The organism is Stenotrophomonas sp. NPDC077461 (genome assembly GCF_049545475.1).
Classification (GTDB): domain Bacteria; phylum Pseudomonadota; class Gammaproteobacteria; order Xanthomonadales; family Xanthomonadaceae; genus Stenotrophomonas; species Stenotrophomonas nematodicola.
Genome location: NZ_JBMWDO010000001.1, coordinates 504,343 through 519,701, shown reverse-complemented (window position 1 = coordinate 519,701; position 15,359 = coordinate 504,343). Strand labels below are relative to the sequence as shown.

The following is a 15,359-nucleotide window of genomic DNA, read 5'->3' as shown; positions in this document are numbered from 1 at the left end:
AGAAACGGCAGAGCCGAGGGTGGGTCGGCTGCTATGTGGAGACGATGGTCAGCCGGCGGCGCTTCACTTCAGTGCGGTGGCCTGTGCAACCGCCGGGGAAGCCGCCGGCGCGGCGACCGGCTGCATCGCAACCGCCTTGGCCTGCACCGGCATGCCGGGCATGAAGACCTTCTGCACGCCGTCGATGATCACGCGGTCGCCGGCCTTGAGGCCCTGCTCGACAATGCGCAGCCCATCGGCGGTGCGGCCGAGCTGGATGTCATGGCGCTGCGCCTTGCCGTCCTTGTCGACCACGTACACGTACTTGCGGTCCTGGTCGGTCAGCACGGCCTTCTCATCGATCAGCATGGCCTGGAACTGGCCGCTGCCGAGCAGCTGCACGCGGGCGAACAGGCCCGGGGTGAAGGCACGGTCTGCGTTGTCCAGCAGCGCGCGGACACGGATGGTGCCGGTGCTGCGGGTGACCTGGTTGTCGAGGAAGTCGACCTTGCCGCTGTGCGGATAGCCCTCCTCACCCGACAGACCGACCCGGACCGGCAGTTCGCTGTCGCGCTCGCTGGGGCGTTCGCCGTTGCGGGCCATCTGCGCATAGCGCAGGAAGGTGCCTTCATCGGCGTCGAAGTAGACAAACACCTTGTCCAGCGAGACCAGCGTGGTCAGCACGCTGGCGCTGTCGCCGGCGGTGACCAGGTTGCCGGCAGTGACCATCGCGCGGCCGGCACGGCCATTGATCGGCGCACGCACCTGGGTGAATTCGACATTGAGGCGCGCCGCATCCACGGCCGCCTGCGCGGCCTGCACCTGCGCCTGCGCCTGTTCGGCGGTGGCACGGCGCTGTTCCCAGGTTTCGGTGGAGATGGCCTGCTGGTCGGACAGGCGGCGGGCGCGCTCGGCTTCGCTGCGGCTGACCTGCGCCTGGGTACGCGCACGGGCCAGTTCGGCGTCGGCGCGGGCCAGTTCGGCGCGGTAGCTGCGCGCGTCGATGGTGAAGAGCACGTCGCCCTTCTTTACTTCCTGGCCTTCGACATAGTTGACCTTGTCGATGTAGCCGGAAACGCGCGGGCGCAACTCCACGCTTTCAACCGCTTCGACACGGCCACTGAAGTCATCCCATTGGCTGACCTGCTTGACCAGCACGGGCGCGGCACTGACCGACGGCGGCGGCGGGCCGGCGGTTTCGGCGTGGCCACCACTGCAACCGACAATCACCGCCAGGGCCAAAGCGGTCACAGTCCCGAGCGCGAGGCGCCGGGCAAGGTTCTTCGAAGAGGGGGAGTGCGTCATGACGATGTCCTGGGGGTGGTGACGATAGGAAAACAGAGGTGTTCAAAAACGGGGTGCGGCATCCTGCGACCTCAACTTATGTTCAGGTCAAGCCATATCCAGCGAGTTGCGCCACGGCACGGCGGGCGCATCGATGCGCAGCAGTCCCTTGGGCAGCGCGTCATCGGTGCTGTCGCAGCGGAGGAACGGGCGCATGTCGCGGCAACCATCCAGCACCGACACCACACGGCGGCCAACAGCCAGCGCGCTCGGCCATTCCACGCAGGCGTTGGCGGCATTGCCTGGCGTGCACACCGGATGAGTGACTTCCAGCATCTGCGCGCGTACGCCGACGCCCTGCGCTTCCTCGTGCAGGACCTGCACGAACATGCGGATGGCGGCGGACGACACCGAGGCATCGCCGTGACCGGACCACGGGCGCAGCCCACACGGGCTGCCAATGACCACATAACGCGCACCCGGCGCGCGCTGCGCAAGCAGCGGCACCAGGTGATGGGCGGCGTTGACGTGCGGGACCAGGTCGCGCTCGATGCGCTCCATCAGCCACGACGAGGGCTGGTCGATCAACCGGCCCCGCCGCAGCGGTGCCCCGAGGCTGGCCACGACCGCGGCAAGCGGGCGCGGGCGCGCGGCGATGCGTTCGGCAAGCGTGCGCGCCGAAGCGTCGTCGGCCACCGAACCCAGCAGCGTCTCCAGCGCCGGCTCATCAGCGAACTGGTCGCGCAGCGCAGCCAGGCGACCCGGATCACGGCCGACCACCAGCACCGGACTGCCCGCTTCGAGCAGGGCCGCCACGATGCCCTGGCCGACGTTGCCGGTGCCGCCAAGCACCAGCACCTCGGGAGCCAATATCCCATTCATGGGACTTTCACTCCCGTCGCCGGGATAATCCCAATTCGGCCCAGTCGGTCGCCCGCACGAGGGGCCAGTCGGAAGGCACCGCCGCGCTGCAGGTTGGCAGGCGGGGTGAATTCACGGAAGGCCTTGTGGGAGAAGGCGCCGGGGCGCTTTTCAACGGTCATCGCCAGGTCCAGCGGGGCTTTGCGGCCGCTGAGCACGCGGCCAAGAATGTTCCGCAACCACATGGTTGTCGTCCTGCATAACGGGAATGGCGCCACGATAGACCCCAAACTCCCACTTGATTAGTCCGGATTAAAGGGAATAATCGTCCCGTCCCCGGCACAATCCGCCGGACGTCCCCTCCCCCGACAATGGACCTCCGTCATGGCCCACGATCTCAACGACACGCTGATCTTCGTCAAAGTGGTCGAGCAAGGCAGTTTCATCGCCGCCGCCACCGCCCTGGGCCTGCCCAAGACCACGGTCAGCCGCAAAGTACAGGAACTGGAAACGCGCCTCGGCGCGCGCCTGCTGCACCGGACCACGCGTCGCCTCGGTCTCACCGAGGCCGGCTCGGTGTATCACGAGCATTGCCAACGCATCGCGCGCGAGCTGGAAGAAGCCGAAGGCGCGGTCAGCCAGCTGCAGTCCGGCCCCCGCGGCTGGTTGCGCTTCACCGTGCCCTACTCGATCGGCATTACGTGGATCGCACCGCTGCTCGGGCAGTTCCACGCGCAGTACCCGGAAATCCAGCTGGACATGCACCTGGGCAACGAGAAGCTCGACCTGATTGCCGGTGAAGCCGACCTGGCGCTGCGCGTGGGCACCCTGCCCGACTCCAATCTGGTGGCGCGCAAGCTGGGCAGCCTGCGCACGCAGGTGTTTGCCAGCCCGGCCTACATCGAGCGCTACGGCGAGCCGCTGCATCCCGATGAGCTGCAGTTCCACCGCATCCTGGCGATGCGCAAGGCGCGCAACCTCAACAACAACCGGTTCTTCTGGCAGTTGGGCGAGAACGGTGGCGAGCTGCGCGATTTCCCGGTCAATCCGCTGCTGGTGGCCAACGATCCGTCGGCACTGAACGGTGCGCTGGTGTGCGGCGAAGGCCTGCTGCTGACCGGCGATGTGATGGCCAAGCCGTTCGTGGAATCGGGCATGGTGCGCCGCGTATTGGCCGGCTGGACCGGTCCCGAAGTGGATTTCAACGCGGTATTCGCCGGTGGCCGGCTGGTCTCGCCGAAGGTGCGCGCGTTCGTGGACTTCCTGGTCGAGAAGCTCAACTTCGACGCCAACTACATGCTGGCGCAGTGCCCGGCGGCCAAGCTGGCCAAGCAGCAGCAGACCCAGGCCGAAGCCGAGCTGCAGGAAACCGGCAAACGCATCCTGGAGACCGTGACCGCCAATTGAGGTCGGGCGACGGCAGGCCCCGCCACCGGTTTCCACCTGCGGAAATGCCGCCCTTTCGGGCGGCATTTCGGTGTTGCAGCACCATCGCCGGTGCGCGGCGATGAAGCGCGTCCGGGCGCTTTACTGCGTCAGCGGAATCACGCGGATTTCCACGCGGCGGTTCTTCGCGCGGCCGGCATCGGTGCTGTTGTCGGCGATGGGATAGGCCTTGCCCGCACCCAGCGTTTCCATGCGCACGCTCTGCACGCCCTGCGCGGTCAGATAGGAGGCGACCGAGTCGGCGCGCTCCTTGGACAGGCGGTTGTTGACCGCATCGCTGCCGATGCTGTCGGTATGGCCGACCACTTCGATCATGGTCTGGTCGTACTCCTTCAGCGTGCTCGCGACGCCGTTGAGGGCGCTGTAGAACTGCGGCTTCAGGGCGGACTTGCCGAAATCGAAGGTGATGCCATCCGGCAGGTTCAGCACGATGTTGTCGCCCTGGCGCTGCACGTCGATGCCCGTATTGGCGGTGCGCTGGCGCAGCGCGGCTTCCTGGCGGTTCTGGTACGCACCAACGCCGGCGCCAGCCAGTGCGCCGATACCGGCACCGACCATCGCATGCTGGCGGCGCTCGGTGGCGCTGTCGCCGGTCAGCAGGCCAGCAGCGACACCGATGGCGGTGCCGATCAGCGCATTGCGGCCGGTACGGCTCTGCTGCTCGGTCGGGTTGCCGTACTGGTCGCTCTGCACGTACGAACCACCGGTGGCGCAGGCCGACAGGGCGGCGGCAGTCATCAGGGCCAGGGTCGCGTTACGGATTGCAGGTCGGATCATGGTGTTATCTCCTAGGGTGCCGGGCTGGCGGCGTGCTGACGGCATGAAGAATAAACACGCCCGCGCGATGCCGGGATGATGAACGGCATCGTCAGCAACCCCGTGTTCAGCTAGCTGACCCGCCGGTCAGCCTGTCTGCCGATACGCCGCCAGCGCCGCGTCGCGCCCGGTGGACAGATCGACCATCGGCACGGGCGGATAGCCCGGCGCGAGCGCGGCCAGCTCGGTCGGGAACTGCCAAGGAGCAAAGCGCGCCTTCACCGGCAGCGCAGCCAGCTCGGGTACCCAACGGGTGATGTAGCGCGCCTGCGGATCGAACTTCTGCGCCTGCGTCACCGGGTTGAAAATGCGGAAGTACGGCGCGGCATCGGCGCCGGTACCGGCCACCCATTGCCAACCCATCGTGTTGTTGGCCAGATCGGCATCCACCAGCGTGTCCCAGAACCAGCGCGCGCCGTGCGACCAGTGGGCGCGCAGATGCTTGCACAGGTAGCTGGCCACGATCATGCGCACGCGGTTGTGCATGTAGCCGGTCTGCCACAGCTCACGCAGGCCGGCATCGACGATCGGCACGCCGGTGCGGCCGCGTTGCCAGTCGTGCAGCTGCGTGGCGCTGGGCGTCGCCCAGGCAAAGCGGTCGAAACGCGGGTTGAGGTTGTCGGTGGGCGTCTTCGGGAAGTGATGCAGAAGGTGGTAGGAAAAGTCGCGCCAGCCGAGCTGGCGCAGATAGCCGTCGATGTCGGCGTCGGTCGCGGCGCTGCGCAGGCCTTCCAGCGCATGCGCGATCCGCCAGGGCGCGATTTCACCAAAGTGCAGGTGCGGCGACAGCCGCGATGTACCGACCCGGTCCGGCAGGTCGCGCTGCTCGCGGTAGCCGCGCAGTGCCCCTTCCACGAACACCGACAGCGCCTCCTCGGCACCGGCCTCGCCAGGCTGCCAGTGCGTCCAGAAGCCGGCATCCCAGTCCAGCGTGGGCGCCAACTGCAGCGCGTCCAACGCCAGGCTGTCCACCGGATGCCCCACCAGCGCGCGCGGCGCCGGCTGCGGTGCGGGCAGCCTCCAGTGGCTGAGCACGTTGCGCCAGTATGGGGTGAACACCTTGTACGGCTGCCCCTGCTGAGTGGCCACGTCCCAGGGTTCGAACAACAGGCTGCCATTGCAGCTCTGCGCCTCGATGCCCTGCTCGCGCAGCGTGCGTTTGATGGCCGCATCGCGCGGCTGCGTGGCCGGTTCGTACTTGCGGTTCCAGTACACCGCTTCGGCGCCGGTCTGCGCGATCAGGGCCTGCAGGGTCGGCAGGCTGTCGCCGGCGCGCAGCACCAGCGACGTGCCACGTGCGCGCAGATCAGCGTCCAGTGCCGCCAGCGAACGGTGCCGCCAGGCATCGGACGCCGCGCCCGGCGCCCAGTCGCCCTCCTCATGGGGGGCATGGATGTACACCGGCACCACATCGTGGCCGGCATCGAGCGCGGCCTGCAATGCGGGGTTGTCCTGCAGTCGCAGGTCTCGACGGAACCACAGCAGCGCTACCGACACGCGCATCGCCTCACTTCTGGACAGCGGCCATGATAGCCATCTGCGGTGAAGGCAGCGCGTGCGCACCGCCATGCGAGGCTGCACGCGTGCCGTTCGCGCGCCGCGGCGTGGTGCAGTCAGCGGATCCGCCGCTGCAACAGGTAATAGACCAGGTTGCCGACACCGGTCGCGCCCAGCAGCAGACCGATCGCACCAGGGGTGACCTCGGTGATGCCGAGCACGTCGATCAGACCCAGGGCGAGCGCGAGCAGCAGCAGCACGCAGCCCCAGTGCAGCGAGGCCAGCCGGCGCTTGTTCGCATCGCCTTCCAGCAGGGAGCGCACAAGCTCCTCCGAGCCTCGCGCCTCGATGATGCGGCGGCGGGTGGCGGCATCGACGATGGTTTTGATGGTGTACACGATGCACACAATCAGAAGCATCGGAAGAATGAGGTTGAAATCCATGAGGTGGCTGCTCCGTTCGGGTTTGGGGTGTGCAAGGAGATACGGCCGGCGGGCCGTCGGTTGCAGCCGATCCATTGCAACCGATCGCCCCGCCGACGTATCTCTAGCGTCATGCCCACTTCCCTGGCCACCGACGAAACGATCCTGCAGGCCGACCGCGCCCTGGTCGAGGCTGTGCTGGCCGGTCGGCGCGGCGCGTTCGAACAGCTGGTGACGGCCTACCAGGGTCTGTGCTGGCATATCGTCGAGCGCATGGTGCGACACCCCGACGATACGCGCGAGCTGTGCCAGGAGGTGTTCCTGCGTGTGCACCGGTCCCTGCACCAGTACCGCGGCGACAGCGCGCTGAAGTCCTGGGTGGCGCAGGTGGCGTACTCGGTCGCCCGCCGCCATCTGGAGCGTCGCCGCATCCCCATCGCCGACGTCCACGACGACGAGGACGGCCAGTGGCGGGTCGAACAGGTGAGCGATGGCGTGGATGTGGAAGCGATGGCGTCGCAGGATGAAGTGCATGCCCTGCTGCATGCGGCGATCGATGCGCTGCCGCCCCTGCAGCGCACCGTACTGACGCTCTATCATCTGGAGGAGCTGTCCATCGCCGAGATCGCCCACCTGACCGATCTGCCCGAAGGCACCATCAAGAGCCACCTGTTCCGCAGCCGCGCGCGCCTGCGCACCCTGCTTCACTCGCACCTGGGGGAACCCGCATGAGCACCGATCCACGCACGCGCGCCGAGGATGCGCACTGGCAGGCACAGGAATGCGGCCGGCGGGCAGCGATGGCGCCTCCCGCGGCACCGATGGATGCGGACAGCCGCGATTACCTGCAGATCGCCCAGGCGCTGCGCACTCTGCCGCGCAGCGCGCCGCCAGCGGATTTCGCCACCACGGTCGCCCGCCAGGTCACCCCGCGCAGGAGCGTCGGTCTGGAACGCTGGTTGCTGCCACCGCTGTTCGTCGCACTGGCTGTCACCCTCTCTGCCGCCGCCGCCGGGCATGCCCGGACCTGGTGGCAGGCGATCGAACATGCCCTGACGCGCGACGGCGGCCACTGGCTGCTGGCCTGCGCCCTGTGCGCACTGGCCACCTGGGCCATCCGGCCCCTGCTGCGGTATGCGCTGCACCATGCCGGTGCGATCCCCCGGGCGCCCGGCCGCGCACGCCTCCGCTAGCGTGCGGCACCCCGGCATGTGCTGGAATCGCCGGGGTCCACCAGCAGAAGGACCGTTGTCCAGCGCCTACCCAGATCCGGGAGACCCATGATCCTTCCCGTTACGGCCACTGCGCTGCGCGCACTGCACCATGACGCCTGCCAGCACCCGTTCGATCCGGGCAGCGCCCTCGCCCCGCCGGAGGTGCTGCATCTGCTCGCCGGGCTCGCGGCCTGCATCGAGCCGGCATTCGTGCCAGCCGCCTGGCTGATACTCGATGACGGCCAGCCGGTTGGTCTGTGCTCGGCCACGCGCATCCCCATCGATGGCGACCTGAACATCGGCTACGGCATCGCGCCGGATCGCCAGGGGCGCGGCATCACCACCCGGGCCATCGGCGAGCTGGTGCGCTGGTGCGCCCGCGACGGACGCCTGCGAAAGCTCACCGCCGAAACCGCGGTGGACAACATCGCCTCCCAGCGGGTGCTGGCGCGCAACGGGTTCCTGCAGGTCGGCCACGGCATGGATGCTGATGCCGGGCCCGTCCTGTGCTGGGCACTGGAGCTGCCGTAACCAGCGCTTCCCGGCTGCCGGCCCACCCGGCAGCCGCATCGATCAGGCCGCGGGTGCGGTCACGCACAGCGCGCCGTTGCGCGCTTCCAGGCGACCGTGGTCGAGCAGTACCTGCACCTGTGCGGCGATGCGCTCGCGCAGCGGCTGGCTGAGTGCCTGGAAACCCAGCCGCCGCGCCACCGGCACGGCCACTTCATCGGCGCCCGCGCCGTGCGCGCCTTCGATCACCTCCAGCAGCGCCTGGCGGATCTCCTGGGGCGGCAGCATCTCCGGGCGGCGCAGCGAGCGCGAGGTGGCGGTCATGCGGTTGCGCACCACCACGGGACTGCCATCGCGGAGATAGCAGCCGTCTTCAACCGCAAGCGTGCCGCCGCGACCGGCATGCGCCAATGCCGCCTGGACCGCAGCCTGGATGCGTGAACCGGCGCGCTGCAGGTTCCACAGGTCGCGCACGCGCGCGATGATCTCGTCTTCGTGGATCGGACCTTCGATCTCCACGATGCGTTCGACGGTGGCGGCCATGCTGCCCAGCGGCACATCGTGCGGGGCCAGCGCGGCGTGTGCCGGCGCGAAATCCGCCTGCACGTAGGCCACCGCGCCGCCGTCGTCGGCGCCGCCGGACAGCGTCCCCCCGTCGATCCGGCGCTGCACCGCAGGCACCGGCACCGCCGCCTCGATCTCGGTCGGTGCGCGGGTGGACACGCCTCCTGCCTGCCGTTGGCGTGCGTCGGCCAGCGCGGCGAGCAGGCGCTGCAGCTCCGCCTCGGGGCGCTGGAACCAGTCGGTGCTCCAGATCCGGTGGATGTTCCAGCCGTGGTTTTCCAGGATTTCCTGGCGCAGCCGGTCGCGGTCGCGCGCCGACGGGGCGGCGTGGTAAGCCGCGCCATCGCATTCGATGCCCAGCAGATAGCGGCCCGCCGCATCCGGATCGACCACCGCCAGATCGATGAAGAAGCCCGCCACACCGACCTGGTTGTCCACCTGGAAGCCCTGCGCGGCCAGCGCCTCCTGCACCGCCGCCTCGAAGGGCGAGTCAACACCGCGACCGCTGGCCTGGGCCACGCCCAGGTCGCCCTTCTCGGCATACTGCAGGAACGCTTTCAGCGCGATGACGCCAAGGCGGGTGCGCTCATCCACGCGGATGTCGTCGGCGGTGATGCTGCTGAACACTTCGCAGCGCTGGCGTGCACGGGTAATCAGCACGTTGAGGCGGCGATGGCCGCCATCGGCGTTCAGAGGACCGAAGCCCTGGTAGAGCTTGCCATCGCCCTTGGCGCGACCGTAGCCGATCGAAATCAGGATGACATCGCGCTCGTCGCCCTGGATGTTCTCCAGGTTCTTGACGAAGAACGGCTCATGCGGATGGCGGCCGATGAACGCTTCCAGCTCGGGGTGCTGCCGACGCGCCAGTTCCAGCGCGTCGCTGATCGCCTGGCGCTGGCGGACCGACATCGCCCCCACGCCCAGCGTCAACTGCGGGCTGTGCCGCGCGTGGTCGACCACGGCCTCGGCGATGGCGGCCGCTTCGACATCGTTCCTGTAGGTGTTGCCACGGTCGAAGCGACCTTCCGGCAGGTAGCGAAGGCGCAGGCCGGACTGGCTGCGCTCACGGTCCGGGCTCGGCACGATGAACAGCTTGCCCTCGTAGAAGGTCTTGTTGGACACCGCGATCAGCGATTCGTGGCGGCTGCGGTAGTGCCACTGCAACATGCGCTGGGGCAGCCCCTTGGCCGCGCACAGCGACAGCACGCTTTCCAGGTCCCTGGCCTGTGCGCCCTCTTCCTCGACCGGGTCGTCTTCGGCGCCGCCCAGGCGGGCGAAAAACGAGGTGGGCGGCAGCTGTTTGTCGTCGCCCACGACCACGATCTGGCGGCAGCGCGCGATCGCCCCGAGCGCATCCACCGGCTCGACCTGGCTGGCTTCGTCGATCACCAGCAGATCGAAGTCGATGGCGCCGGGCTCCAGGAACTGCGCGACCGACAGCGGGCTCATCATGAATACCGGTTTGATCGTCTGGATCGGCGAGGCGCACAGACGGAACAGGCGACGCAGGGCCATGTGGTTGCGCTTGCGGGCGATTTCGCTGCGCAGCGTCCCCAGGGCGCCAATGCCGTCCACGCCACCACGTGGCAGGCCGGCATGGTGGGCCTCGGCCGCCTCGACCTGGGCCAGGCGCAGGCGCGTGCGGTCCCACTGGCGGAACTGGGCCACCAGTGTCTCGTGCTGCCGCCCGTCGAACGCCGCCAATGCCGGGTCAGCCGTGGTGGCCAGCGTCAGCATCGCCAGGTGGAACGCACAGTGATACAGCGCCTCGGCCTGGTCCGGCGTATGCCCCTCCACAACGGCCAGCGCCAGCGGCGCCTGCAGGCCCAGCGCATCCGCGCGGCGGGCCGCTTCGGCATAGGCCAGCCAGGCCAGCAAGCCGTCCACATCCACTGCCCAGGCAGCGGACCGGCGCTGCAGGTGGTCCAGCGCCGCCTGCTCCAGGCAAGGCGCCGCCACGGCCTGGACCGTATCGACCTGCAACCGCGTGGCAAACATCTCCCACTGCATCGCAACCGCCGACAACGCCGCGCGTGCCCGCGCGGTCGCCGTGGCCAGGCCCTGCCGGTCCTGCAGCACCGCGGCCAGCTCACGCGTGTCCAACCCACCCAGCGGGGGCGACTGCTGCACCCAGCCGAGAATCGACTCGGCCAGGGCCCAGTCCGTGGCGGCACCCTGCCAGACAGAGCCGAACGCCGCCGTGGCGGTGGGCGCGATCGCGGTCAGCGCGGCCTCCGCGCCTCGCGCGGTGATCAGATCATCCAGCAGCGCAAGGCGCGCGGCCGTGCCGTTGGGCAGCGGGCCCTTCATCACGCTGCGCAGCTGGGCGATGGCCTGGCGGTAGCTGCCGTTGAAGATCCGCAGCAGGCGGTCGCCGTGCGCGGCGATCGCCAACCGCTGCGGAACCCAGTCCGCAGACCACGCCATGTCGATGACCTGATCGACGCGGGCGGCGCGCATGCGTGTGAGTACCTGCCCCTGCTGCAGCGCGTCGCGCAGCGAGCCCAGCCCCGCCGTCCACACACCCGAGGCGATGGTGCTGCGGTCGAAAGCCGGCGCGGCCGCCAGCATGTCAGCCACCTGGCATTGCTGCTCCAGCGCGCGCAGGTCTGCGGCAGCCGGCACACCCAGCGCCGCCCCCAACCCGTCGGCAGCGTCCACCGCAGCCTGGACGGCCGCCGCCAGCGGCGCGTTGGCGGCCACCATATCCTCCGCCTGGGTGCGCAGCACCGGGCCGTGCGCGACGCCCCGCCACACATGCGCCTGCGGATTCCCCACCCGCGGCAGCACCGCGCAGACCTCGCGCAGCACTGCACTGCGCTGGTCCAGATCGGCCCGCGACCATGCGCCGGCATCGTCGATCCGGTACGGCGGCCGACCCGCGCGGGGCAGGCCACGGATCAACTCGCCCAGAATGCGGAACGGCGTCATCCCGGCCTTTCCGACCGGAGCGTGCATGCGCATGGCGTGATCGTTGAGCTGGTCGCGCAGCGCATCCAGCCGCGCCACGCCCCCTGCCACGTCCGTCGCTTCCGGCCGGCCGATCTGCAGCGTGCGGCCGAGTTCTTCCAGCACGCTGCGCTTGTTGGCCTTGTTGCTGTGCAGCTCCAGGCACAGCGGCCCCAACCCGACGTTCTCGAGGCGGCGCTTGACCACCTCCAGCGCGGCCATCTTTTCCGAGACGAACAACACCTTGCGCCCATCACCGACCGCAGTGGCGATCAGGTTGGCGATGGTCTGCGACTTGCCGGTGCCCGGCGGCCCCTGGATGACCAGGTCCTGGCCGCGACGCACGGCTTCGATGGCCAGCGCCTGCGAGCTGTCGCAATCCATGACGTGCTTGAGATCGGCTGCGGGAATCAGCGCATCCAGGAACCCGGGGCCTTCGGCCGGCAGGTCGCTGTCACAGCTGTCGAACCCCTCGCCGAGCAGGCCGCGGACCAGCCGGTTCTGATCGATCGGGTTGCCGGCCGGCCATTTTTCCGGGTCCAGGTCGAGAAACATCAGCAGTTTGGAAAACGAGAAGAAGCCGAGCTGCAGTGCGTTGTCCAGCACACTCCAGCCGGGCTGGGCGGCAACGCAGGCGCGCACCGCATCGAAGTACGCCGCCAGGTCGAACGTATCGGCGTCGGGGAACGGTGGCAGCACGATGCCGAAATCCACCCGCAGCTTCTCGCGCAACGACAGGTTCTCCTGCGGGTCCTCTTCGGCCCAGCGCAGGGCGAAGCGATCGCGCGCGCTCTTGCGCTCCAGCACCACCGGCAGCAGCACCAGCGGCGCGTGGCGGACCTCGTCGGCGGCCGCGGACGGCTCACGGAAGGCCAGTTGCCCCAAGGCGAGGTACAGCACGTTGACGCCCTGCTCTTCGAGCATGGTGCGGTACTCGTAGTACATCTCCAGCAGGCGCTTCTGCAGGTGTTCGGACTTGAGCCGGGTCTGCAGGCGCGAGTCGGTATGGTGCGCGGCCAGCGTGGCGGGGTCGGCCGGCTCGTCGCCGGGCTGCGGCAGTGCGGGCAGGTCCGCTTCCACGGCTGATTCCGTTTCGGGAATGCCCTCCACGTCGGCATCGCCGCCCACCGCCGCGAAGGTCATGGCCTTGCGATCGAGCAGCGTCTGCAGCGTCGGCACGGCGCGCTCGTCGTGAAACACCAGCGAGCGGCTGGAGGGCTTCTTCGGCAGGTTCAGCAGCCGGTTGCGATAGGTAAGATCAAGCAGCACGCGACGTTGCGCCTGCAGCGTATCCCTGATGCTCATCGCCGATGTTCCTCTGATGATCCGGCCGGCCAGCACCACACCGGGGGGAACTGGGGCTGCACGGTGTACTGGTCCGGTGGTCCACGCGGGACCCTGACCGGGAATGATGCCATGTGCCGGACGCGGGCGCTTGACCTCAACTTACATTGAGGTTCTATGGTGACGCCTCCTTTCTGGAGCCGTACCGATGACCTACACCTTCCCCACCCTGTCCTACGCCTACGAGGCGCTGGAACCGCACTTCGACGCGCGCACGATGGAGATCCACCACGCGCGCCACCACCAGACCTACATCAACAACCTCAACGCGGCACTCGCCGATGCCGGTATCGACCAGACGCCGGTGGAAACGCTGATCGCCGATCTGGAGGCGCTGCCGGACGCGCTGCGCACTGCCGTGCGCAACAATGGCGGCGGCCACGCCAACCACAGCCTGTTCTGGACCGTGCTCAGCCCCAGCGGCGGCGGCGAGCCGCAGGGCCCGGTGGCCGAGGCGATCGCCCGTGACCTGGGGGGCTACGCGGCCTTCAAGGAGGCATTCACCAAGGCCGCTCAGACCCGCTTCGGCAGTGGCTGGGCGTGGCTCACCCTGATGCCCGATGGCACGCTGCGGGTGGAAAGCAGCGCCAACCAGGACAGCCCGCTGATGGGCGATGTCGCCGGGCTGTCGGGCGGCACGCCGATCCTGGGTCTGGATGTCTGGGAACATGCGTATTACCTGAACTACCAGAACCGTCGCCCCGACTACATCGCCGCGTTCTTCCAACTGATCGACTGGGCCGAAGTGACGCGCCGCTTCCACGCCGCGGGCGGACGCTGATGGACGCAGGTCCAGCGCTGGATCACGGCCGGGCAGGCGCGGACGTGCCCGCGCTGGACCTGCCCGGCGACGCCACCTTGACGGCTGCGGCACTGCGCCATGCCTTCGGCCAGTACCCCACCGGCGTGGCCGTGGTCACCACCCGCGCCGAAGACGGCGCACTGCGGGCGATGACCATCAATTCGTTCGCCTCGCTGTCGCTGGACCCGCCACTGATCATGTGGAGCCTGTGCGCACACTCGCTGGACCTGCCGCTGTACCGGCCTGGCCAGCCGTTTGGAATCAGCATCCTGGCGGCCGGCCAGACCGCGATCGCCCGTCACTTTGCCGATGGTCGCCTCCGGCATACCCCCCTGCCGGACGCGATCACGCCGCATGACAGTGGCATCGCGGTGGTCCGCGATGCGGTGGGGCATCTGCTGTGCACGGTGGAGCGGACGCTGCCCGGCGGCGACCACATGATGATCCTGGGCCGGGTCGCCCGCGTGGAGACGGCCCCAGGCGATACGCTTGCCTTCCATCGTGGGCGGTATGCCCATCTCAGGACGCCATAATGGACATCCATGCGCTGCAACAACTGCTGGACCGCGGCCGCGATGGCCCGCTGCTGCGCTTCAGCCTCGGCAAGAGCCTGCTCGACGCAGGCGATCCGGCCCTGGCCACCACGCACCTGGCGCAGTGCGTGGCCCAGGACCCGGACTACTCGGCCGGCTGGAAGCTGCTGGGCAAAGCCTGCCTGGCGGCTGGCGACGCGGCGGCCGCCGCCCAGGCATGGCGACGCGGCATCGCGGTGGCCACGCACAATGGCGACAGGCAGGCGGAGAAGGAGATGACCGTGTTCCTGCGACGCGCGCTGAAAGCCCGTGCAACGCAGGCATGAGGCTGCGCCTGCGTCATCCGGACAGGCCCTTGCTGAGTGGCGTCATGACGCCGGACACACATACTACGTTGTCCCGCCCAGCCCGCACAGCCGCAGCTCCCGGATCGCCGTTTCCCCCGTGCGTCCAGAGACGCAGGCTCAGTCACCCTTGCGGCGCTGCTGCTGCAGATCGAAACGCTGCATGGACGCGCGGATCAGGGCCCGGGCCTCGGCCGCCGTGCCCCAGCCGTTGAGCTGCACCGGGTTGCGTCCCGCGGGCAGATCTTTATAGACGCGGAAAAACGCCTCGATGCGCTGGCGCTCGATCAGCGGCAGATCGTCGAGGTCACGGATGCCGGCGTAGGTGGGGTCGAGTTTGTCGGTCGGAACGCCGATCACCTTCTCGTCCTGCTCGCCGTTGTCCACCATCTTCAGGTAGCCGATCGGGCGGAACCGCACGATCACCCCCGGATGCAACGGCTCCCGGGTCAACACCAACGCGTCGAGGGGGTCGTTGTCGCCGGCCAGGGTGCGCGGCATCGAGCCGTAGTTGGCCGGGTACGCCACCGGCATCGACTGGAAGCGGTCCACGTGCACCAGCCCGTCCTCCTTGATTTCGTACTTGGTGAAACTGCCGGCCGGAATCTCCACGGCCAGGTTCGCTTCCTCGGGAGCTTCCTTCGGCTGCGCGGCCAGGAACGGGTGCAGCACCGCGTTGGTGGCGGTGCCGGCACCGGCCAGCAGCAACAGGAACGTGGCGATCACCATCCGGGACGCCGTGCGGTGCATGTCCATCCTTCTCTCCAGCGATGGCCGGGCAGCTCGCAGCCGCC

The 15,359-nt window shown here is 68.8% G+C and carries 15 protein-coding genes; 7 read left to right on the top strand and 8 right to left on the bottom strand.

Features of this window, described 5'->3' with window-relative positions:
• Positions 1 to 63: 63 nt before the first annotated feature.
• The 3 genes from ACPEH8_RS02510 to ACPEH8_RS02500 form a co-directional block, all read right to left on the bottom strand.
• Positions 64 to 1,284, bottom strand: a complete 1,221-nt coding sequence (locus ACPEH8_RS02510; RefSeq protein ID WP_017356102.1) for an efflux RND transporter periplasmic adaptor subunit — start codon at positions 1,282 to 1,284, stop codon at positions 64 to 66.
• 87 nt (positions 1,285 to 1,371) lie between these two features.
• Positions 1,372 to 2,145, bottom strand: coding sequence for an SDR family NAD(P)-dependent oxidoreductase (locus tag ACPEH8_RS02505; protein ID WP_423665929.1), 774 nt, complete (start codon positions 2,143 to 2,145; stop codon positions 1,372 to 1,374).
• On the bottom strand, positions 2,142 to 2,369 hold the full coding sequence (locus tag ACPEH8_RS02500) for a hypothetical protein (protein WP_017356100.1): 228 nt from the start codon (positions 2,367 to 2,369) through the stop codon (positions 2,142 to 2,144). The genes ACPEH8_RS02505 and ACPEH8_RS02500 overlap by 4 nt, the downstream gene beginning before the upstream one ends.
• Positions 2,370 to 2,508: 139 nt before the next feature.
• On the opposite strand from ACPEH8_RS02500, the gene ACPEH8_RS02495 reads away from it, so the two are divergent.
• On the top strand, positions 2,509 to 3,531 hold the full coding sequence (locus tag ACPEH8_RS02495) for a LysR family transcriptional regulator (protein WP_017356099.1): 1,023 nt from the start codon (positions 2,509 to 2,511) through the stop codon (positions 3,529 to 3,531).
• Between the two features lie 120 nt (positions 3,532 to 3,651).
• Here the strand turns inward: ACPEH8_RS02495 and ACPEH8_RS02490 are convergent, their stop codons facing one another.
• From ACPEH8_RS02490 to ACPEH8_RS02480, 3 genes are all read right to left on the bottom strand, one after another.
• Entirely contained in the window at positions 3,652 to 4,347 is a 696-nt protein-coding gene (locus ACPEH8_RS02490; protein ID WP_017356098.1) for an OmpA family protein, read from the bottom strand.
• Between the two features lie 126 nt (positions 4,348 to 4,473).
• On the bottom strand, positions 4,474 to 5,883 hold the full coding sequence (locus tag ACPEH8_RS02485) for a cryptochrome/photolyase family protein (protein ID WP_026070779.1): 1,410 nt from the start codon (positions 5,881 to 5,883) through the stop codon (positions 4,474 to 4,476).
• 116 nt (positions 5,884 to 5,999) lie between these two features.
• Positions 6,000 to 6,326, bottom strand: coding sequence for a hypothetical protein (locus ACPEH8_RS02480; RefSeq protein ID WP_017356096.1), 327 nt, complete (start codon positions 6,324 to 6,326; stop codon positions 6,000 to 6,002).
• A 111-nt stretch (positions 6,327 to 6,437) separates the two neighbouring features.
• Between ACPEH8_RS02480 and ACPEH8_RS02475 the strand changes: the two genes are divergently transcribed.
• From ACPEH8_RS02475 to ACPEH8_RS02465, 3 genes are all read left to right on the top strand, one after another.
• Positions 6,438 to 7,037, top strand: a complete 600-nt coding sequence (locus ACPEH8_RS02475; RefSeq protein WP_017356095.1) for an RNA polymerase sigma factor — start codon at positions 6,438 to 6,440, stop codon at positions 7,035 to 7,037.
• The gene (locus ACPEH8_RS02470; RefSeq protein ID WP_313275601.1) at positions 7,034 to 7,498 is read left to right on the top strand and encodes a hypothetical protein; all 465 of its coding nucleotides are present in this window, start codon (positions 7,034 to 7,036) and stop codon (positions 7,496 to 7,498) included. The genes ACPEH8_RS02475 and ACPEH8_RS02470 overlap by 4 nt, the downstream gene beginning before the upstream one ends.
• Positions 7,499 to 7,585: 87 nt before the next feature.
• Positions 7,586 to 8,050 (top strand): GNAT family N-acetyltransferase, encoded by a 465-nt coding sequence (locus ACPEH8_RS02465; RefSeq protein WP_136005891.1) that lies wholly within the window; start codon positions 7,586 to 7,588, stop codon positions 8,048 to 8,050.
• A 42-nt stretch (positions 8,051 to 8,092) separates the two neighbouring features.
• On the opposite strand, the gene ACPEH8_RS02460 is transcribed toward ACPEH8_RS02465, so the two are convergent.
• Entirely contained in the window at positions 8,093 to 12,847 is a 4,755-nt protein-coding gene (locus ACPEH8_RS02460) for a DUF3320 domain-containing protein (RefSeq protein WP_423665927.1), read from the bottom strand.
• 187 nt (positions 12,848 to 13,034) lie between these two features.
• Here ACPEH8_RS02460 and ACPEH8_RS02455 point away from each other — a divergent pair, with 187 nt between their 5' ends.
• The 3 genes from ACPEH8_RS02455 to ACPEH8_RS02445 are packed head-to-tail and all read left to right on the top strand — an operon-like array spanning position 13,035 to position 14,547.
• On the top strand, positions 13,035 to 13,667 hold the full coding sequence (locus ACPEH8_RS02455) for a superoxide dismutase (RefSeq protein WP_312708771.1): 633 nt from the start codon (positions 13,035 to 13,037) through the stop codon (positions 13,665 to 13,667).
• The gene (locus ACPEH8_RS02450) at positions 13,667 to 14,221 is read left to right on the top strand and encodes a flavin reductase family protein (RefSeq protein ID WP_423665925.1); all 555 of its coding nucleotides are present in this window, start codon (positions 13,667 to 13,669) and stop codon (positions 14,219 to 14,221) included. The genes ACPEH8_RS02455 and ACPEH8_RS02450 overlap by 1 nt, the downstream gene beginning before the upstream one ends.
• Positions 14,221 to 14,547 carry a tetratricopeptide repeat protein gene (locus tag ACPEH8_RS02445; RefSeq protein ID WP_423665923.1) on the top strand — a complete coding sequence of 109 codons (327 nt, stop codon included), beginning with the start codon at positions 14,221 to 14,223 and terminating at the stop codon, positions 14,545 to 14,547. Before ACPEH8_RS02450 ends, ACPEH8_RS02445 begins: the two co-directional genes overlap by 1 nt.
• Positions 14,548 to 14,685: 138 nt before the next feature.
• Here ACPEH8_RS02445 and ACPEH8_RS02440 read toward each other — a convergent pair whose 3' ends face one another.
• Entirely contained in the window at positions 14,686 to 15,321 is a 636-nt protein-coding gene (locus ACPEH8_RS02440; RefSeq protein ID WP_051008587.1) for an inorganic diphosphatase, read from the bottom strand.
• Positions 15,322 to 15,359: the final 38 nt, after the last annotated feature.